Here is an 18,169-nt window from a genome sequence, read left to right as displayed (position 1 = left end):
GTTTTTGTAGAATTTTATACGCTCTTTATTTTTGTAGTATTCGAAGTCTTAAACAGTTGCATAAAAGCAAGTGTTAAAACCAGGCTTGTTGTAAAGCCCATAGTGGCTACTACTAAAAAAACAATAGCCTCAAAACTTTTATAGGTATTTGCCCACCTTGTTGATAATTGTTCTAAAAAACCGGGTTGTAGCTCTGTGGAATATATGGCAAAGAAAAATGTAAATAGCAAGGTTGCTACACCACCGGTGATCAAGCCGGCCATGAAACCGCCCGAGTAATTAAACGTATCTCCCTTTTTTAGTTTATAATATTTTATGGCCTCATAAATGGCAAACCCTGTAATAACTGCATTGAACAGGCTATAAAAAACGTTTACATGAAGACCAAACAGAGACAACACCAAAAAATAAGCGATTAAACTACCACTGGCGGCGATACCAAATCTTATAGGAAGGGCGAAATTGTTCATCTGAATTTTATTTTTGTTTACTCTTTTAAGATAATGAATAAACAATAAATAATTTGAAATAATATGTTAAAGAATACTAAATTTGAAGATTGTTCCTACAAAACAAAAATTATTGTAACAAAATGGTATTTAAATATACCAATGGAACAAAGTATTTAAACACTAACCTAATACAGTTTCAATGAAAATGAAATCACTACTGGTTTCGGCAATGTGCCTTTCCATTTTTGCCGGAATCTCACAAGAGGTCGCTTTTGAAGAGTATGACCTAGACAATGACCTACATGTAATCTTACACCAAGACAACACCGCACCGCTAATTTCCATTTCGGTGCTATACCATGTAGGATCTAAAGATGAAGATCCACAACGTACGGGCTTTGCCCATTTTTTTGAACACCTACTCTTTGAGGGAACCGAGAATATTAAAAAAGGGGAATGGGACAAAATTGTTTCTTCTAACGGTGGCTCAGGAAACGCTACCACTGATGAGGACAGAACCTACTACTACGAAGTATTCCCCTCTAACAATTTAGAATTAGGTCTTTGGCTAGAATCTGAGAGAATGCTGCACCCAGTTATCAATCAAAAAGGGGTGGACACTCAAAATGAAGTAGTTAAAGAAGAAAAGAGGCTTCGTGTCGATAATTCTCCCTATGGTAAATTTATAGAAAATATCAAGAAAAACCTTTTTCAAAATCATCCATATAAAGAAACCGTAATTGGCAAAATGGCAGATTTAGATGCCGCTACTTTAGACGAATTTATTGCTTTTAAGAAAAAGTTTTACTCTCCAAACAATGCCGTATTGGTCATTGCCGGGGATTTTGAGAAAGACAATGCCAAAAAATTGATTTCCGATTATTTCAAGGATATTCCAAAAGGTGCAGAAATCACCAGAAATTTCCCTAAAGAAAACCCTATAACTACCGAAATCAATGCAAAAGCTTATGACTCCAACATTCAGATTCCGGCTTCTATGATCGCGTATAGAACTCCGGGACTCAGAAATAGAGACAGCCAAGTTTTAGAAATGATTTCCACCTACCTCAGCGACGGACCATCATCCAAACTATACAAAAAGATGGTAGACGATGAAAAGCAGGCTTTACAAATTGGTGCCATACCCGTTACTTTAGAAGATTATGGTATGTACATCATTTTTGCGCTACCCGTAGGTGAAACAGGTTTAAACACTCTTAACAACTCTATTGAAGAGGAAGTAGAGAAATTGAGAACTGATTTAATTTCCGAAAACGATTATCAAAAACTACAGAATAAGTTTGAGAACCAGTTTGTAAACAGTAATTCTAGCGTTGAGGGCATTGCAAACTCACTTGCTGAATACTATATGCTCTACGGCGATACTTCTTTGATCAACAAAGAAATAGAAGTTTATAGATCCATAACTAGAGAAGAGATCCAAGAAGTGGCCCAAAAGTATTTGAAACCCAACCAAAGATTGGTACTAGAATATTTACCTGAACAAAATACCGCAAACTAAACACGACCATGAAAAATACATATATATTACTCTTAGCATTGTTCTCCTTTATTGCCATACAGGCACAAGTAGACCGTACAGTAATGCCAACACCAGGACCTGCTCCTGAAGTAAATTTAGGCACACCACAATCCTTTAAACTGAATAACGGTTTAAAAGTACTAGTGGTAGAAAATCATAAACTTCCAAGGGTATCTATTCAATTATCCATTGATAATCCTCCAATTTTAGAAGGTAACAAGGCCGGTATGTCCAGTTTAACCGGCAGTCTTTTGGGACAAGGCACAAAAACCATAACAAAAGAAGCCTTTAACGAAGAAATCGACTTTTTAGGTGCTAGACTTTATTTTAGCTCACAAGGGGCATATGCTCAGTCGCTTTCAAAATACTTTGCAAGAATGATGGAACTTATGGCGGATGCTGCTATTAATCCAAAATTTACGCAGGAGGAATTTGATAAAGAAAAAGACAAACTTATTACCGGACTTAAATCTGAAGAGAAAGTGGTTTCATCTATATCTAGCAGAGCTCAAAGAGCCTTAGCCTATGGTAAAAATCATCCTTATGGGGAATTCACGACAGAGTCAACCGTAAACAATGTTACCCTAGTCGATATTGAAGATTTTTATCGAGAATACTTTGTTCCCGCAAATGCTTATTTAATTGTAATAGGTGACGTAAATTTTGATGAAGTAAAAACATTGACCGAAACATACTTTACCTCTTGGACCAAAGCGGTACCACCAAGTTTCTCTTACTCTCAACCAAAGAACGTACCAAATACCCAGATCAATTTTATTGATATGCCCAATGCGGTTCAATCTGAAATTACGGTACAAAATATCGTAAATCTTAAAATGAAGGACGATGACTATATCGCCGCACTTTTAGCCAATGAAATATTGGGCGGAGGATCTGATAGCAGGTTGTATTCTAATTTAAGAGAAGAAAAGGGTTACACTTACGGTGCCTATTCTTCTATTGGGAACGACAAATATGGCCCGTCTAGATTTAGGGCATCTGCAGAAGTTAGAAATATGGTAACCGATAGTTCCGTAGTTGAAATGTTAAAAGAGCTTGAGCTTATAACCTCTAAACCTGTTACAGATGAGGAATTAAAAAACACCAAAGCGTTATATGCCGGTAGTTTTATTATGGCTCTTGAAGACCCAGAGACTATTGCCAGATATGCCCTGAATGTTGAAAAAGAAAATCTACCAAAAGATTTCTACAAGACTTTTTTAGAAAAATTGGAAAAGATCAGCAAAGAAGAAGTTGAGGCTGCCGCAAAAAAATACTTCAATGTTGATAACGCCCGTGTGATCGTTGTTGGCAAAGGAAGTGAGATTCTAAGCAACCTTCAGAACGTACAATTTAAAGGTAAAAAATTGCCTGTACTTGCTTATTCAAAAACTGCAGATCGCGTTGAAACACCCAATTATGAAGTTACCGTACCGGAAGGTGTATCTGCACAATCGATCATTGAAAAGTATGTAGCAGCTGTTGGCGGAAAAAACAAGCTTGAAAGCGTAAAAACATTCGCCATGATGGCCGAAGCTGAAATGCAGGGCATGAAGCTTAACCTAAACATCAAAAAAACATCTAATTACCAATTTATGCAAGATGTACAAATGATGGGGAATTCAGTTAGCAAGCAAGTTCTTAATGGTGATAGTGGTTATATGGTTGTACAAGGTCAACGTAAAGATCTTGGCGAAGAAGAAATTGTTACTTTCAAAGGAGAATCTACCCCGATATCCGAACTTCAGTACCTAAAGGCTAAATCACTTTCTTTAGAAGGAATGGAAATGGTAGGCGATAAAAATGCCTATAAAGTTACGATCAACGAAAAGAAATATGCTTTCTATGATGTGGAAACTGGATTGAAACTACAAGAGATCACCACAAATGAAATGCAAGGACAACAAATCTCAAGCATCACTAATTTTGAGGATTACAAAGAGGTGTCTGGCATTATGTTCCCTTTCAAAATTATACAGACCGTGGGTCCTCAGTCATTTGAATTCATAGTTTCTGAAATCAAGATCAACGATGGCGTTTCTCCATCCGATTTTGAATAACATAGCATACCATCACTAAAAAAACCCGCTAAAAAGCGGGTTTTTTGTTTTAATCAATTACTTTCTTCTAACCTATCTTTCTAATTCTGGCTTCGCCAAATATTAAGCCCTTATCCACATCTGGGTTACCGGTATAATTTACATTTGTTTCTCCATAGCAAGTTACCTTCAACCTATCTACCACATTCACTCTAAAATTGCTTTCTCCGTAAGCAGTAATTTTAGTTTCATCGGCAACCATACTTTCAGTATTTACTTCACTTTCACCATAGGCCCTAAAAACCTGACGAGCTACATTACCTCCGCCAATTTCCAAATAACTACTACCATAAATTGCCACGGTTAATTCGTCTATAGAAACCTCATCAAAATAAATTTTTGCCTCACCATACAAAGACATTTTAAAATCATCTGCATTAAAAAGATTCTTACACCTTACGATTTCTTCTCCCCTTACAGAAAGATTTTCCAATTTTCTATACGTGACGGTAATAGTAGCCATGGTACCATTGTACAAAGGTTTACTACCGCGCCAGTTATCATTTGAAATACGTTCAGATTTTGTAACCACTTTAGCCCCTTCCAAATACAACCTTAAGGTTCTTCCTTCCACTTCAACATTTATCTTTTCCAAAGGAACTTTTGCATTGTCAATAACCACATTTTCCTCTTCACCCTCCACAAGATTCAATTCAATATGCGGACTTACAATTAGTTTATCAAATGATTTTACGTTGAACGTTTTTTCTTGAGAATGAATATTACCGATTGCAAAAGTGACCGCCAATATGACAAATACTATTTTTTTCATAATCTTCAGTTTTTTGATTAGTTCTATTCAAAGACAACCATATGATGATATTGTTACAGTTCACGTAGTTATTTTTGCCGAACTAACTTTTTTTCTATTCACTAGCCATACCCCGAATAAGATAATAAGACCTCCCAACAATTGAAGTATACTAATATTCTCTCCATCCAAAAAACCCCATAAAACAGCCACTAAGGGAATTAAATAGGTTACCGATGCCGCAAATACCGGACTAGATAGCTTTATTAATTTATTGAACAGAATATTTGCCAAAGCGGTACCTAAAAATGCCAGTGCCATTACATACCACACCGCTTCATACATAGCACCGTTACCGGCAAACTGTCTAGATACTCCAGAATATATAAGAATAATCAAAGCAGGAAAAAACGCAACACCAAAACTTGCCGTGGTAACCGCCAACGGACTCAAATGAGACAAATATTTCTTAATAATATTAATATTGAATGCGTACCCTAATGCAGAAAATATAATAAAGAAGGCATACCAATAATTTTGATCCGTATTATTTTCCATACCGGCAGCTATTAATACCACAGTACCAAAAAGACCAATGAGAACACCAATCACCTGTCTTCCTTTTAACGCTAAACCAAAAAGAGCAATACCTACCATTGTTGTAAACAAAGGTGCTACCGAGTTTAAAATTGAGGTGATGCCGCTACTGATTTCCGTTTGTGCAAGTGCAAAGAAAAAAGGTGGAAAAAACGAACTACAGAGCCCTGCTATAACTACCCATTTCCAATCTGCTTTAGATAAGGTTTTCAATGATCTATATCCCAGCACAAACAAAAGCAACGATGCAAAAACAATGCGCAAACCACCTACCTGTAATGGCGTATAACCTACTAATGATCTTTTAATAAGAATAAAGGATGAACCCCAAATAAATGACAGAATTACTAGGTAAATCCATTTTTGATCTATATTCTTCAATTGTTTAGATTTAGAACAAAAGTGAGGTTTTTTCCAAAAAAATCATCCGGTTAGCTATTTATTTTTACAAATGATTTTTAAATGGATTTTACATAATTGGTATCTTTACGCTATAACTGAATTTACTTCACAGTAGTATTCATTAAATCTTAGTCTCATGAGAATAAAAATATTGGCTCTATTCATAAGTGTTTTCACCTTGACCACAACAGTTTCATTGGCACAAGAAAACCCTACGAGCATTATTAAATTAGAAAACAGAATAACTAAGTCTGTAGAAATTGGTATAGACGGTATGGCTTGCCAAGAAGGTTGTGCAGATAAAATAGCATCTAACCTTAAAGAGAAAGATGGCGTAATTTCCGCTGATATCAGTTTTAACAATAAAAATGGAAATATCGTTTTTGACCCTTCTTTAATATCAATTGAAGAAGTAAAATCAATTATTACCGGTACAAAAGTTAAAAACTATGAATACACTATAACTTCTGTTACCCCACAAGAAAACTAAAATGAAAAATATTCTTTACATAGCTACCATAGCCATCTTTATATCTTTTACCTCCTGCAAGGAATCCAAAAAGACGGAAACAGAAACTTCAAAAATGTCCGAAGTAATGGCCATTCATGACGAGGTCATGCCCAAAATGGGAACTTTAGGAAAACTTGTTGGTCAACTTAAGCCAATGGCAGATTCCTTAGGTGTGGAATCAGTTGAATTCAAGGCAATGAAAGATTTACAAGAAGCCAATAGATCTATGATGGATTGGATGCAAGGTTTTGGAGACCGCTTTGATGCCGATGAAATTTTGAACGGAAAAGATCTAACCGATGAAAAGAAAAAATGGCTTTTTGAAGAGGAAGAAAAAGTAAAGCAAGTAAAAGATAATATCAATTCCAGTATTGCAAATGCTGAAAAAATTCTAAGTAAAAAATAAACTTAGTGCTTAAAAGGGTAATTTGGAAAGATCTACATTTCCTCCAGAAATGATAATACCTATTTTCTTGTTCTGAAAAATTTCCGGTTGTTGCATTGATTGTTTCACAACCGCAGCTACCGTAACGGCACTAGAGGGTTCTATGATAATTTTCATACGTTCCCAGACCAATTTCATAGCGGTTACAATTTCATCTTCAGTAATTCTTACAATACCGCTAACGAGCTCTTTTATTATCGGGAAATTCTTATCTCCCAACATCGTTTTTAATCCGTCCGCAATGGTATTGGTAGTTTCGTTACTCTCAATTTTGCCACTTTGTAATGAACGGTAGGCATCATCAGCCTCAAATGGTTCCGCTCCAAAGACTTTACAGTTGTTACCAAAATATTTTACCGCCAAAGCAGAACCCGCAATAAGACCACCGCCACCTACCGGGCAAAATATATAATGTAAATCGGGTTGTTTTTCCAGTAACTCCAATGCAGCGGTACCTTGACCCAAAATAACATTATTATCGTTGGACGGATGCACGAAAGTTGCTCCCATTTTTAATCCTATTTCATCTGCCAAAGCCTGTCTTGCTTCTACTGTGGGTTCACATTCATAGATTTTACCACCATACTCCCTAACCCCAACCTTTTTTACTTCTGGAGCCGTATTGGGCATTACAATATGGGCAGTAACACCAACACTCTGGGCTGCAAGAGATAAAGCCTGGGCAAAATTACCTGATGAATGGGTTACCACTCCGCTTTTCTTTTGTTCTTCGGATAATTGTAGAATAGCGTTGGTAGCACCTCGCATTTTATAAGCCCCAGCTCTTTGAAAATTTTCACATTTAAAAAACACTTGGGCATTAACTTCCTTATCAATTAATCTAGATGTTAATACGGATGTATTGTGAACAAACGGAGTAATTCTTTTATGGCAATCTAAAAGGTCTTGGCGGGTCATATCAGTTACTTATTTTTCCACCTTAAGGTCTCAATGATACTTCTTATATCATTTTGAAGATATGAAGCGGCAGGAAGAATGGAGTCATAATTAGGCCGTGAATAAAAATATACAGAGCCCGTTAAAAAATGTTCAGTACTATCCGTTACAAAAAACTGGGATTGAGAAGCCGCATTGCCCTGCACCTCAAACAAGGCACCATACACTTTCTCATTTGGGTTTACATATGGCTGCTCTACAATATTGTCAGCTTTCGCAGCATGTTCATAACTTAACCTTTTAGAATCGTGAATCAACTGAGATAAATTACCATCAACTTTCTTATAACTTAAAAAAATGGCTCCTTTCATTTCAGGGTACGAAATGGTATATGCCTGATCGCCATTAGGTTTAGCTTCTGCCAACTGATTGTACTTAAAACTGAAGTTCTCGGTTTCTAAATCCGCCAATTTACCTTGTGGATACTCTAATCTCATTTTAGCTTTCGGCTTTGGAATTACCGGCTCATCTTTACAACTGAGCATTAAAAGAAATACTATAAAAAATCCTACTAATGACTTACTCTTCATGTGGTAAGGTTACTTTTATTTGTTTCAATCGTTTTTTATCCATGGCCTCTACTACAAAAGTGTATGACCCAAACAATATCTTTTCTCCACGTCTAGGAAAACTGCCAGCTTTTTCCAAAACAAATCCGGCCAAGGTTTCTGACTCTCCTTTGTTTTCCTCAAAGTTATCCGTATCCTCTAATTTGATAACCCTGTAAAAATCTTTTAAAGGTGTTTTTCCTTCAAAAACATAGTTGAAATCATCCAATTTGGAATAAATAAGGTCTTCATCATCAAATTCATCACTAATATCACCAACTATTTCCTCAATAATATCTTCTAAGGACACTAAACCTGATGTACCCCCATACTCGTCAACAACAATTGCCAAGTGATTTTTCTTTTCTTGAAATTCGGATAAGAGATCATCTAATTTCTTATTCTCGGGCACAAAGTATGGCTCTCTTATAAGGGTCATCCAATTAAAGGTCTTTCTGTCTAAGTACGGAAGTAAATCTTTTACGTAAAGAACCCCTTTCACAGTATCTATATTCTCACCAAAAACAGGAATTCTAGAATAACCATGCTTTCTAATTTCTCCCAAAACTTCAGGAAATTTCATTTGCTCATTTAAAGCGAAAATATCGATACGGGGACGCATTACTTGCTTTGTATCCGTATTACCAAAAGTTACAATACCTTCTAAAATCTTCTTTTCTTCTTTTGTAGTATCTCCTTGTGAAGTTAAATCCAGGGCTTGGGATAAATGATCGATACTTAAATTAGATTTCTGTTTACCTAGCTTATTATATAAGAACAAGGTACCGGAGCGCATTGGCAAACTTAAGGGTGAAAATATAAAGTCCAATATCCTTAAAGGGAAAGCCATTAAGTGTGAAAAACTCATTCTATTTCTATTGGCATACACCTTTGGCAGTATTTCCCCGAACATCAATATTAAAAATGTTGCTACCACAACTTCTAATAAAAAACGAACGGACACCACCCCGAACAATATCTGATTAACATTTTCAAATAACGTATCACCAATTACACTGAACAACAAAACAACACCAATATTAATAGCATTGTTAGCTATTAAAATAGTCGCCAATAGTTTTTTAGGGCGCTCCAATAGTTTAATGAGAATAGCACTTTTTGCCGTTTTCTCATCTTGCAATTCTTTAATTTCGGTTGTGGATAAACCAAACATGGCCACCTCTGCTCCTGAAATTAGTGCAGAGCAAAGAAGAAGTACACATAGTACAATTATATTCATTGCAAAAACACCGTTTACAACCAATGTTGTCATTAAAAACGGTATGGGGTCTGGATCCAATAGCTGCTATTTAATATTGTTAGAATGGCAAATCATCATCATCCTCTTGACTTACAGGTGCAGAAGATTTAGATGGCGTTCTATTTTCAGTACTTACGGGTTTTTGCTGGCTAGGTGCAGCTCCGCCGTTATTTTGCATACCTTCTTTTTTGGTAGTCAAAAACGTAAAATCTTGCACGTGTACCTCTGTTGAATATCTGGTATTACCATCTTCACCTTGCCATTGACGGTTTTTCAACCTTCCTTCAACATATACCTTATCACCTTTACTTAGATATTTTTCACAGATTTCAGCAGCTTTATTTCTCACCACTATATTGTGCCAATCTGTATTGGTAACCCTTTCCCCGGTAGATTTATTGGTATACGTCTCATTCGTAGCAATTGGAAACCTGCCAATACTACCGCCTCCTTCAAAATAATGCATTTTAACTTCGTCGCCTAAATGCCCTATTAACATTACCTTATTTAATGTACCACTCATAACTTAAAGATATAAAAATCAAAAGTACTAAAATTTAAATGCTTTTATAAAATCTGCGATCAAAACCGGCACAGGAAATTCAGTTACTTTTTCAACAGGAATCTTATTGGTTAAATCTGCCTCAATATCAACTATCCAAAATTTGGTATGTAAATGTTGATGGGACAATTTATGCACTATATCCATATCATTATATATATGTATATCTTTTACGACCGCCCCATCAAAAATAGCATTACTACCTGCAATAACATCATTGAGCTCCAAAGATGCTTTTGACTCTATTAAAGGAAACTCCCAAAGATTTTGCCAAATACCTTTACCCTTTCTCTGTTGCAATATGGTAAACTTATTATTTTTTGCATCCTTATATATAGGTATAAGATAATTGAAGTACCTATTACTAACTTTTGTCTTTTTAAGTTTTACTGGCAATTGATCAACTAGCCGTTTTTCTAAAGCAACGCAACTTTCACTCAATGGGCAAAGTAAACATAAAGGTTTTTTGGGCGAGCATTGCATTGCACCAAACTCCATTATAGCTTGGTTGTAGTCCCTTATATTTTTAGGGTCCATGACCTTTTGGGCCAAAGACTTAAAATATTTAATACCCTCCGTACTATTTATAGGGATATCTATACCATAATACCGAGACAATACTCTGTACACATTACCATCTACAACTGCATGTGGTTCATTAAAACAAATGGAAGAAATAGCACTGGCAGTGTAATCACCTACCCCTTTCAGTGTTAAAAGTTTCTTATAATTATCTGGAAACTTACCTTTATATTCGCCCATAACCATTTTTGCGGCAGCATGTAGGTTTCTGGCCCTAGAATAATACCCAAGTCCTTGCCAGAGTTTAAGAACCTGCTCTTCTTTTGCGTTGGCAAGATCACCAACGGTAGGGAAAGTTTCCACAAACCTTAAGTAATACGGGGTTCCCTGGGCTACACGTGTTTGCTGAAGAATGATTTCAGAAAGCCATATTTTGTACGGATCAGTGGTTTTACGCCATGGTAAAACACGTTTATTTTTATGATACCAATCTAAAATTTTACCCGAAAATGACATGCTCTTCAATACTAAGTTATAAAAGTAGCAGTTTATACACTTAAAATTAACCCATTAGAAAGAAAGATTGAATTTAATTTATATATTTGCAACCCGAAAAAACATACAGAAAATCTAATATTGAAAGATGACGAAAGCGGAAATTGTATCGAAGATCTCAGATAAACTGGGAATTGAAAAAGGAGATGTACAGGCAACTGTTGAATCCTTTATGGAAGAGGTAAAAACATCATTAGAAAGTGGTGACAATGTTTACCTAAGAGGTTTTGGTAGTTTTATCATTAAGACAAGAGCTGAAAAAACCGGTAGAAATATTTCCAAGAACACAACTATTAAAATACCCGCTCACAACATTCCTGCATTTAAGCCTGCAAAGGTTTTCGTTGAAGGAGTAAAGAGCAACGTACACGTAAAATAATTAATCTTAAAAAAAGAACTTTATGCCAAGCGGTAAGAAAAGAAAGAGACATAAGGTAGCTACACACAAGCGCAAGAAGCGTAGAAGAGCTAACCGACACAAGAAAAAGTAGTTTTAAAAACTACTTTTTCTTTTTAAAAAACGTTCATTGACATAGAGATCCAATATTTGGATTTCGGCAAATACACTAGTATTTGTCTATGGTATTGTTTAATCAGTTTGTTCCCTATACAATAGTTGGAACAACTAAAAATATATTCAGGTGAATAGAGAATTAATCGTAAGATCTAGTTCGCAATCTGTTGACTTTGCCTTGTTAAAGGACGGAAAACTCACTGAACTGCACAAAGAGGAAAACAGTAATGATTTCTCTGTTGGAGATATATTTCTTGCCAAAATAAGAAAGCCCGTGACCGGTCTTAACGCAGCGTTCGTAAACGTTGGTTATGAGAAAGATGCATTTTTGCATTACCACGACCTTGGTCCTCAATTATCTTCAATGCTTAAGTTCATTAAACAAGTGAGCACAGGAAAATTAAAAGATTACTCCTTAGGTAATTTTCCGTTCGAGACCGATATTGACAAAAATGGTGTTATCACCGATGTCATAAAAGCAAACCAATCTTTATTGGTTCAAATTGTAAAAGAGCCTATATCCACTAAAGGACCAAGAATTAGTTCCGAGCTTTCAATTGCCGGACGTTATTTGGTAATGGTTCCCTTCTCTGATCGTGTATCTGTATCTCAAAAGATAGGTAGCAAAGAAGAGAAAGATAGGTTAAAAAGACTTGTTAGAAGCATTAAACCCAAGGGGTTTGGTGTTATCATAAGAACGGTCGCAGAAGGACAAAAAGTCGCAGAGCTGGACAAAGATCTAGAAAACTTGCTGAACAAATGGTCAGCAATGTGTAAAAAATTACATCGTGCCCAAACACCATCAAAAGTATTTGTTGAACTTAATAGAGCATCTTCTATTTTAAGAGATGTATTCAATGATAGTTTCACAGGAATACATGTTGATGACGCTACATTATTCAGTGAAATAAAAGAATATGTAGCCGAAATTGCTCCTGAAAAGGAAAGCATTGTTAAGCACTATAACACCAATGTTCCTATTTTTGAAAAATTTGGAATCGAAAGACAGATCAAAACGTCTTTTGGCCGCACTGCCGCTATGAGCAAAGGCGCCTATTTAATAATAGAGCATACCGAAGCACTTCATGTAATAGACGTAAACAGTGGCAACAGATCAAACAAAGCTAAAAATCAAGAAGATACGGCCTTAGAGGTAAATCTCTTGTCTGCATCAGAAATCGCAAGGCAATTACGCCTACGTGATATGGGCGGAATTATTGTAGTGGATTTTATTGATATGGTAAAACCACAACATAGAAAAAAGCTTTTTGAACATCTTAGAGATGAGATGAAAGATGATCGTGCCAAACATAAAATACTACCTCCTAGTAAATTTGGTTTAATTCAGATTACCCGACAAAGGGTACGACCTGAAATGAATATTAAAACAACTGAAGAGGACCCAAATAATTCTGGGAAACAGGTGGAAGCACCTATTGTTTTAATAGATAAAATTACAGCGGACCTTGAAAAACTTCTTAAAGGACCTAAAAAGGATAGCAGTATAACTTTAAATATACACCCTTTTATAGCAGCCTATATTACTAAAGGTTTTCCATCAATGAGAACAAAATGGTTCTTGGAATATAAGAAATGGATTAAAATTCAACCGCGCGATGCGTATACGTATCTAGAATACCGTTTTAAAAATAAAGACGGTAAAACAATATATTAAGCCAATAAGACTTTATACAACTAAAAGCGACTCTAAACAGAGTCGCTTTTTTTGTTTTTGGGTTTTTATGTATTTTAACAATTAAATTCCTAACCAACCATTACAAATGTCCTGCAAAAATTGCTCTTCCGCTCTAGTTCATCAATCATTTTACTGTAACCAATGTGGTGCTAAAATAGTCTCTGAAAGAATAACGATTAAACGTATTCTAGAAGACGCTTTTCAAAATTATATTGGGTGGGACAATAAGTACCTTGTCACCATTAAATACTTGATTTTAAGACCTGGAGTGCTTCTTAGGGAATATTATAGCGGCACACGTAAAAAATTCTTAAATCCTTTTGCATTTTTAACTATAGGCATGGCTATTAACTTGTTTGTATTTAATTCTTTTGATGAAGAATACATTTCAGTAATGAATGATTTTAATGAATCTCAAATTAATTGGTATGCAGAAACACTGGGCGGACCATTTGCAGATCCAGAATTTAAGGCAGAACAGTTGGCCAAATCAGCTGAAAGCTCAAAGTTTACACTTAAGTACTTTAACTTAATGGTTATCCTTTTACTTCCAATATACACATTGATAGCATTTTTAGTATACAGAAAGCCATACAATTATGCAGAACATATTGTAGCCAATTGCTACATTCAAGGTTTTAGTATGTTAACTACTTCTCTAATATTTTTTATAGCCATTTGGATTCACCCTAGCTTGTTTCTATTAATATACCCTCTATTGATATTATATTATACTTATGTTTATGGAAGACTATACAAACTTACCATTGGTCAATCAATATTAAAGGTTATTTTATTTTTACTAATAACAGTTGGAGTAGGAATAGCTATTGGCATTTTAATATTTTTACTCAGTTTTGCTTTTGGTTATATCTTTGCCTAAGTATCTTCCTAATTTTAAATTTTATTTAAATATCACCATTGAACCTACAATCAAAAAACTACACCGTTCAAGAAGCCACTAAGAAAATAGAAAGCTACTGTGCCTACCAAGATCGTTGCCACAAAGAGGTGGTTTCTAAATTAAAGGATATGGGTATGATACCGATAGCTATAGATACCATTATAGCCCAACTTATTGAAGACAGGTTTTTAAATGAAGAGCGCTTTGCCAAAAGTTTTGCTCGTGGCAAATTCAATATTAAAAAATGGGGCAAAAATAGAATTGTACGTGAACTCAAGTTTAGAAATATTTCTAAATATAATATAACTACAGCTTTAAAAGAGATCGAACCCGAAGCATACTCAACCACCCTAGATCATCTCGCTAAAAAAAGACTAGATCAAATTACTGAAACAAATACCCAGAAAAGAAGAAAAAAATTAGCAGATTACCTCCTATACAGAGGCTGGGAAAGTCACTTGGTCTATGAAAAACTGCAAGAGTTAATTCCCTAAGAACCTTTAGTTTTCATCTAATGCCTCAACATTTTTATTGGTGTCAGTAATCGCCCTGATATTCTTGGCATCTATCCAATCTTGACCTTTGAGTTTTCGCATTAATACATCATAATGGCGCATTATCAAAATGTTGTAAAATGCCTTACCTAAATTTTTGGGATTACGTGCCAAAGCACGCAAACTCATAGAAAAACCCGGGGTTATATACTTCATATAATGCCAAAACCCTTCTGGCATATACAGTACTTCTCCATGTTTTAATGTTGTTTTAAAACCGTTAGCATGTCTTAGTGCAGGCCACTTTTGATAATCAGGATTTGAGAAATCAATGCTTTCATGTGTTATTAAAGAATGTGGTACTTTATAAAGCTTTTTTGTTTCAGATTGAGGGAACAACACTACTTCTTTCTCTCCATCAAAATGAAAATGAAAAATATTCGCTAAATCAATATCATAATGCATAAAGGTGTATGAATCTCTTCCGCCAAAAAACAACATTGGCAGCCCTTTTAAAAGCCTTAACCCAAAATCCGGAAAGGCATAGTCTTTCTGTAAGGCAGGTACTTCCTTTAAAATATTCCAAAGAAAAATTCTGTATTTGGTTGGCTCTTTTTTTAAAAGATCAACATAGTCCGCCATTTTCATTTTAGCATGTGGCTCGTTAAAACCGTCTTTATGCTGAACCGGTCTATTATCATATAAGGGCACAGTAATATCCCCTGCAACCTCTTTCATGTAATCTAAATTCCATTTTGTAAAGGCTGGCCAGTCTGCAATAGCCTGCTCTAACACAACAGGCTTTTGAGGCTTAAAGTAGTTTTCTATAAAGTCGTCCTTAGTAATATTTTTTACCCTAGGAATGTCTGCTAACTTCAATTACTCTTGGTTTTTTTAGGGATGCCAAAGGTAATTAACGTTAAGAAAATATTTTCTTAAAAATGTATTAATGTAGTATTATTCAACAATTTTAGCCTTTTGCTTGGCATTTTCATTACGCTCAATTGAATGACCTGGTCTTGACCATTTCGGTTTTTCGCCCATTGGTTTTAATTGAGAATCCTTTGCTTCAACAGTTTTTGGCTGTGATACTTTTGTAAACGGCTTTTGTGGGTTTAAGCCTAACATTTTGAACATTTCCATATCCTCGTTTACATCTGGGTTAGGAGTAGTCAACAACTTATCTCCCGCAAAAATAGAGTTTGCTCCGGCAAAGAAACACATTGCCTGCCCTTCTCTACTCATCTCTGTTCTACCTGCGGATAAACGAACCTGAGTCTCTGGCATAACTATTCTGGTTGTAGCCACCATTCGTATCATATCCCAAATAGAAACGGGCTCAATATCTTCCATTGGCGTTCCTTCTACGGCAACCAATGCATTAATTGGAACTGATTCTGGCTGTGGATTTAATGATGTCAACGCCACCAACATGCCTGCTCTATCTTTCAATGCCTCTCCCATTCCTATAATACCACCACTGCAAACGGTTACATTACTCTTACGTACATTTTCTATAGTATCTAAACGGTCTTCAAAAGCACGTGTGGAAATTACATCTTTATAATAATCCTCTGATGTATCTAAATTATGATTGTAAGCGTACAAACCAGCTTCTGCCAAACGCTTTGCCTGATTTTCTGTGATCATGCCCAAAGTACAGCAAACCTCCATGTCAAGCTTATTGATGGTTCTTACCATTTCTAACACTTGTTCAAATTCAGGACCATCCTTAACATTTCTCCATGCGGCACCCATGCACACCCTAGAACTACCAGATGCTTTTGCACGTAACGCCTGAGCTTTTACTTGAGATACGGCCATTAAATCATTTCCTTCAATGTCTGTATGATAACGCGCCGCCTGAGGGCAATACCCGCAATCTTCTGGACAACCACCAGTTTTAATGGAAAGTAATGTAGAAACCTGTACCGTATTAGGGTCATGATTTTTTCTATGCACCGTTGCAGCTTCGTAAAGTAGCTCCATTAAAGGCTTGTTGTAAATTTCTAAAATTTCTTCTTTTGACCAATTATGTCTTGCTTCGCTCATATAATCTTAGGTTGTTACCAGGGTTCAAAAATAACTGAATTTAAATTGAAAAAATAATTGTTGGTTTTTAAATTAATGATTTACACCTTCTATTCTTTCTTAGAAACCAAAATACTTACTGCATTACCACCAAACCCAACCGCATTTACAAGCACTTTTTTCAGGTCTTTTTCATGCGTTTTCTGATTCAAATAAGGTATTGAGACCATTTCATTATTCTGTAACATGAGTATTGCCAATTCTAAATTTAACATACCCGATGTGGCAAACGTATGACCAATTTTCCATTTATTCGTAGTCAATTGCGGCATATCATCACCAAATACTTCTTTGATCGCATTATATTCTGATGAATCTCCTTTAATGGTTCCTGGTGCGTGCATTACAATGGCATCTACCTCAGCAGAATTTATCCCATCCAAAGCCTTTTTCATAGATTTTTGAAAGCAAACGGCATTTGCGGAAATTGATGTATTATGTTTTAAAATTTCCGTTGCAAACCCCACTCCTTCAATAACAGCCAGAGCATTGTCAACAATCCCAGTTTCCAAACACGCAACTGATGCCGCTTCGCCTAAAATCATACTATTGTATTCCTTTTCAAAGTTTAACGCTTGGCAAGGATAATTTTGGCTACGCTCAGTAACCGCAGAGTTATGGTCTATCGAATTCGAGTTTAACGTAGGTGCTTTTGCGTATATTTTTAACGCCTTCATTTGGGCAATCGTAAAATTGGTCAAAGGTGCTTCACTAGCTCCTACCAAAAACCTTCTAGACATTCCGCTATTTAACCAAGCTACCCCGTTCAGCACGGAATGTAATCCTGTTGAACAGGTAATGGAATGAGAAATGTCCGGTCCCTTAGCCCCTAAATCATGAGACACCCATGAAGATATGTTACCTAACGTGGTTGTTGGTGAGCTGAGTGTAGATGAAATACCTGTATTTAAAAATTCAGAATGATATTCTTCAAACAACTTGGTTGCCCCTCTTGATGAGCCCATATTGATTCCAAAATCAGAAATATTGCTCCAACCAGATTGTTCAAAAGCCATTCTAGAGGCTACCATAGCAAATAACACACTATTATCTAACTTTTTATATTTACTATCAGACCCTCGTAATGATGCTACCATTACCTGTGCAGATGTTGCTAAAGGTGCAACCCAGGTTTTGGCTTCATTGATATTTTCAAGTGAAAAATAATGTTGGTTATTTTGATAGGCTTCCCAAATTTCATCTAGACTAGACCCCAGAGGTGAAATTGAAGCTATGGACGTTATTGATATTTTCTCTTTCAATGT

19 protein-coding genes are annotated in these 18,169 nt (G+C 35.7%); 8 read left to right on the top strand and 11 right to left on the bottom strand.

The genetic code is table 11. The annotated features are described in order from the left end of the window. Positions 1-14: 14 nt before the first annotated feature. The gene (locus tag CSC80_RS08010; protein WP_099190922.1) at positions 15-470 is read right to left on the bottom strand and encodes a DUF4199 domain-containing protein; all 456 of its coding nucleotides are present in this window, start codon (positions 468-470) and stop codon (positions 15-17) included. Between the two features lie 181 nt (positions 471-651). On the opposite strand from CSC80_RS08010, the gene CSC80_RS08005 reads away from it, so the two are divergent. Together CSC80_RS08005 and CSC80_RS08000 are read left to right on the top strand one after the other, a co-directional pair. Further along, positions 652-1,974 (top strand): pitrilysin family protein, encoded by a 1,323-nt coding sequence (locus tag CSC80_RS08005; RefSeq protein WP_074670329.1) that lies wholly within the window; start codon positions 652-654, stop codon positions 1,972-1,974. A gap of 8 nt (positions 1,975-1,982) precedes the next feature. After that, positions 1,983-4,055 carry a pitrilysin family protein gene (locus CSC80_RS08000; RefSeq protein WP_099190920.1) on the top strand — a complete coding sequence of 691 codons (2,073 nt, stop codon included), beginning with the start codon at positions 1,983-1,985 and terminating at the stop codon, positions 4,053-4,055. A 67-nt stretch (positions 4,056-4,122) separates the two neighbouring features. Here CSC80_RS08000 and CSC80_RS07995 read toward each other — a convergent pair whose 3' ends face one another. Then, on the bottom strand, positions 4,123-4,866 hold the full coding sequence (locus tag CSC80_RS07995; RefSeq protein WP_099190918.1) for a head GIN domain-containing protein: 744 nt from the start codon (positions 4,864-4,866) through the stop codon (positions 4,123-4,125). Between the two features lie 60 nt (positions 4,867-4,926). Beyond that, positions 4,927-5,823, bottom strand: coding sequence for an EamA family transporter (locus CSC80_RS07990; RefSeq protein ID WP_099190916.1), 897 nt, complete (start codon positions 5,821-5,823; stop codon positions 4,927-4,929). 157 nt (positions 5,824-5,980) lie between these two features. Here CSC80_RS07990 and CSC80_RS07985 point away from each other — a divergent pair, with 157 nt between their 5' ends. Together CSC80_RS07985 and CSC80_RS07980 are read left to right on the top strand one after the other, a co-directional pair. After that, positions 5,981-6,334, top strand: coding sequence for a heavy metal-associated domain-containing protein (locus CSC80_RS07985; RefSeq protein ID WP_058104877.1), 354 nt, complete (start codon positions 5,981-5,983; stop codon positions 6,332-6,334). Between the two features lies 1 nt (position 6,335). Continuing rightward, positions 6,336-6,761: a hypothetical protein gene (locus CSC80_RS07980; RefSeq protein ID WP_099190914.1), complete on the top strand. Its 426-nt coding sequence runs from the start codon at positions 6,336-6,338 to the stop codon at positions 6,759-6,761. A gap of 9 nt (positions 6,762-6,770) precedes the next feature. Here the strand turns inward: CSC80_RS07980 and CSC80_RS07975 are convergent, their stop codons facing one another. The 5 genes from CSC80_RS07975 to mutY are packed head-to-tail and all read right to left on the bottom strand — an operon-like array spanning position 6,771 to position 11,166. Next, positions 6,771-7,718: a pyridoxal-phosphate dependent enzyme gene (locus CSC80_RS07975; protein ID WP_099190912.1), complete on the bottom strand. Its 948-nt coding sequence runs from the start codon at positions 7,716-7,718 to the stop codon at positions 6,771-6,773. Between the two features lie 5 nt (positions 7,719-7,723). Beyond that, a complete protein-coding gene (gene gldD, locus CSC80_RS07970) occupies positions 7,724-8,287 on the bottom strand; it encodes a gliding motility lipoprotein GldD (RefSeq protein WP_074670348.1) in 564 nt (187 codons plus the stop codon). Then, positions 8,277-9,605 (bottom strand): gliding motility-associated protein GldE, encoded by a 1,329-nt coding sequence (locus tag CSC80_RS07965; protein ID WP_236973343.1) that lies wholly within the window; start codon positions 9,603-9,605, stop codon positions 8,277-8,279. The genes gldD and CSC80_RS07965 overlap by 11 nt, the downstream gene beginning before the upstream one ends. 19 nt (positions 9,606-9,624) lie before the next feature. Beyond that, positions 9,625-10,089 (bottom strand): single-stranded DNA-binding protein, encoded by a 465-nt coding sequence (ssb, locus tag CSC80_RS07960; RefSeq protein WP_058104872.1) that lies wholly within the window; start codon positions 10,087-10,089, stop codon positions 9,625-9,627. Positions 10,090-10,116: 27 nt separating this feature from the next. Further along, positions 10,117-11,166 (bottom strand): A/G-specific adenine glycosylase, encoded by a 1,050-nt coding sequence (mutY, locus tag CSC80_RS07955; protein ID WP_099190908.1) that lies wholly within the window; start codon positions 11,164-11,166, stop codon positions 10,117-10,119. Between the two features lie 127 nt (positions 11,167-11,293). Here mutY and CSC80_RS07950 point away from each other — a divergent pair, with 127 nt between their 5' ends. The 4 genes from CSC80_RS07950 (at position 11,294) to CSC80_RS07935 (ending at position 14,813) form a co-directional block, all read left to right on the top strand. After that, the gene (locus CSC80_RS07950) at positions 11,294-11,584 is read left to right on the top strand and encodes an HU family DNA-binding protein (protein ID WP_027065813.1); all 291 of its coding nucleotides are present in this window, start codon (positions 11,294-11,296) and stop codon (positions 11,582-11,584) included. A 262-nt stretch (positions 11,585-11,846) separates the two neighbouring features. Beyond that, positions 11,847-13,394 carry an Rne/Rng family ribonuclease gene (locus tag CSC80_RS07945; protein WP_071340549.1) on the top strand — a complete coding sequence of 516 codons (1,548 nt, stop codon included), beginning with the start codon at positions 11,847-11,849 and terminating at the stop codon, positions 13,392-13,394. A gap of 106 nt (positions 13,395-13,500) precedes the next feature. Further along, complete coding sequence (locus CSC80_RS07940) at positions 13,501-14,298, top strand: DUF3667 domain-containing protein (protein ID WP_099190906.1); 798 nt, start codon at positions 13,501-13,503, stop codon at positions 14,296-14,298. A gap of 38 nt (positions 14,299-14,336) precedes the next feature. Next, positions 14,337-14,813, top strand: coding sequence for a regulatory protein RecX (locus CSC80_RS07935; RefSeq protein WP_099190904.1), 477 nt, complete (start codon positions 14,337-14,339; stop codon positions 14,811-14,813). A gap of 6 nt (positions 14,814-14,819) precedes the next feature. Here the strand turns inward: CSC80_RS07935 and CSC80_RS07930 are convergent, their stop codons facing one another. The 3 genes from CSC80_RS07930 to CSC80_RS07920 all read right to left on the bottom strand — a co-directional run bounded on the left by CSC80_RS07930 (position 14,820) and on the right by CSC80_RS07920 (position 18,166). After that, positions 14,820-15,692, bottom strand: a complete 873-nt coding sequence (locus tag CSC80_RS07930) for a cupin-like domain-containing protein (RefSeq protein ID WP_099190902.1) — start codon at positions 15,690-15,692, stop codon at positions 14,820-14,822. Positions 15,693-15,770: 78 nt separating this feature from the next. Next, entirely contained in the window at positions 15,771-16,865 is a 1,095-nt protein-coding gene (bioB, locus tag CSC80_RS07925) for a biotin synthase BioB (RefSeq protein WP_099190900.1), read from the bottom strand. An 89-nt stretch (positions 16,866-16,954) separates the two neighbouring features. Next, on the bottom strand, positions 16,955-18,166 hold the full coding sequence (locus CSC80_RS07920; protein WP_099190898.1) for a beta-ketoacyl synthase N-terminal-like domain-containing protein: 1,212 nt from the start codon (positions 18,164-18,166) through the stop codon (positions 16,955-16,957). Positions 18,167-18,169: the final 3 nt, after the last annotated feature.

Origin of the sequence: Maribacter sp. 6B07 (genome assembly GCF_002700155.1) — a bacterium.
Lineage (GTDB): Bacteria > Bacteroidota > Bacteroidia > Flavobacteriales > Flavobacteriaceae > Maribacter > Maribacter dokdonensis.
Note: the sequence above shows the minus strand (reverse complement) of the source record. Positions and strands in the feature narration are given on the sequence as shown.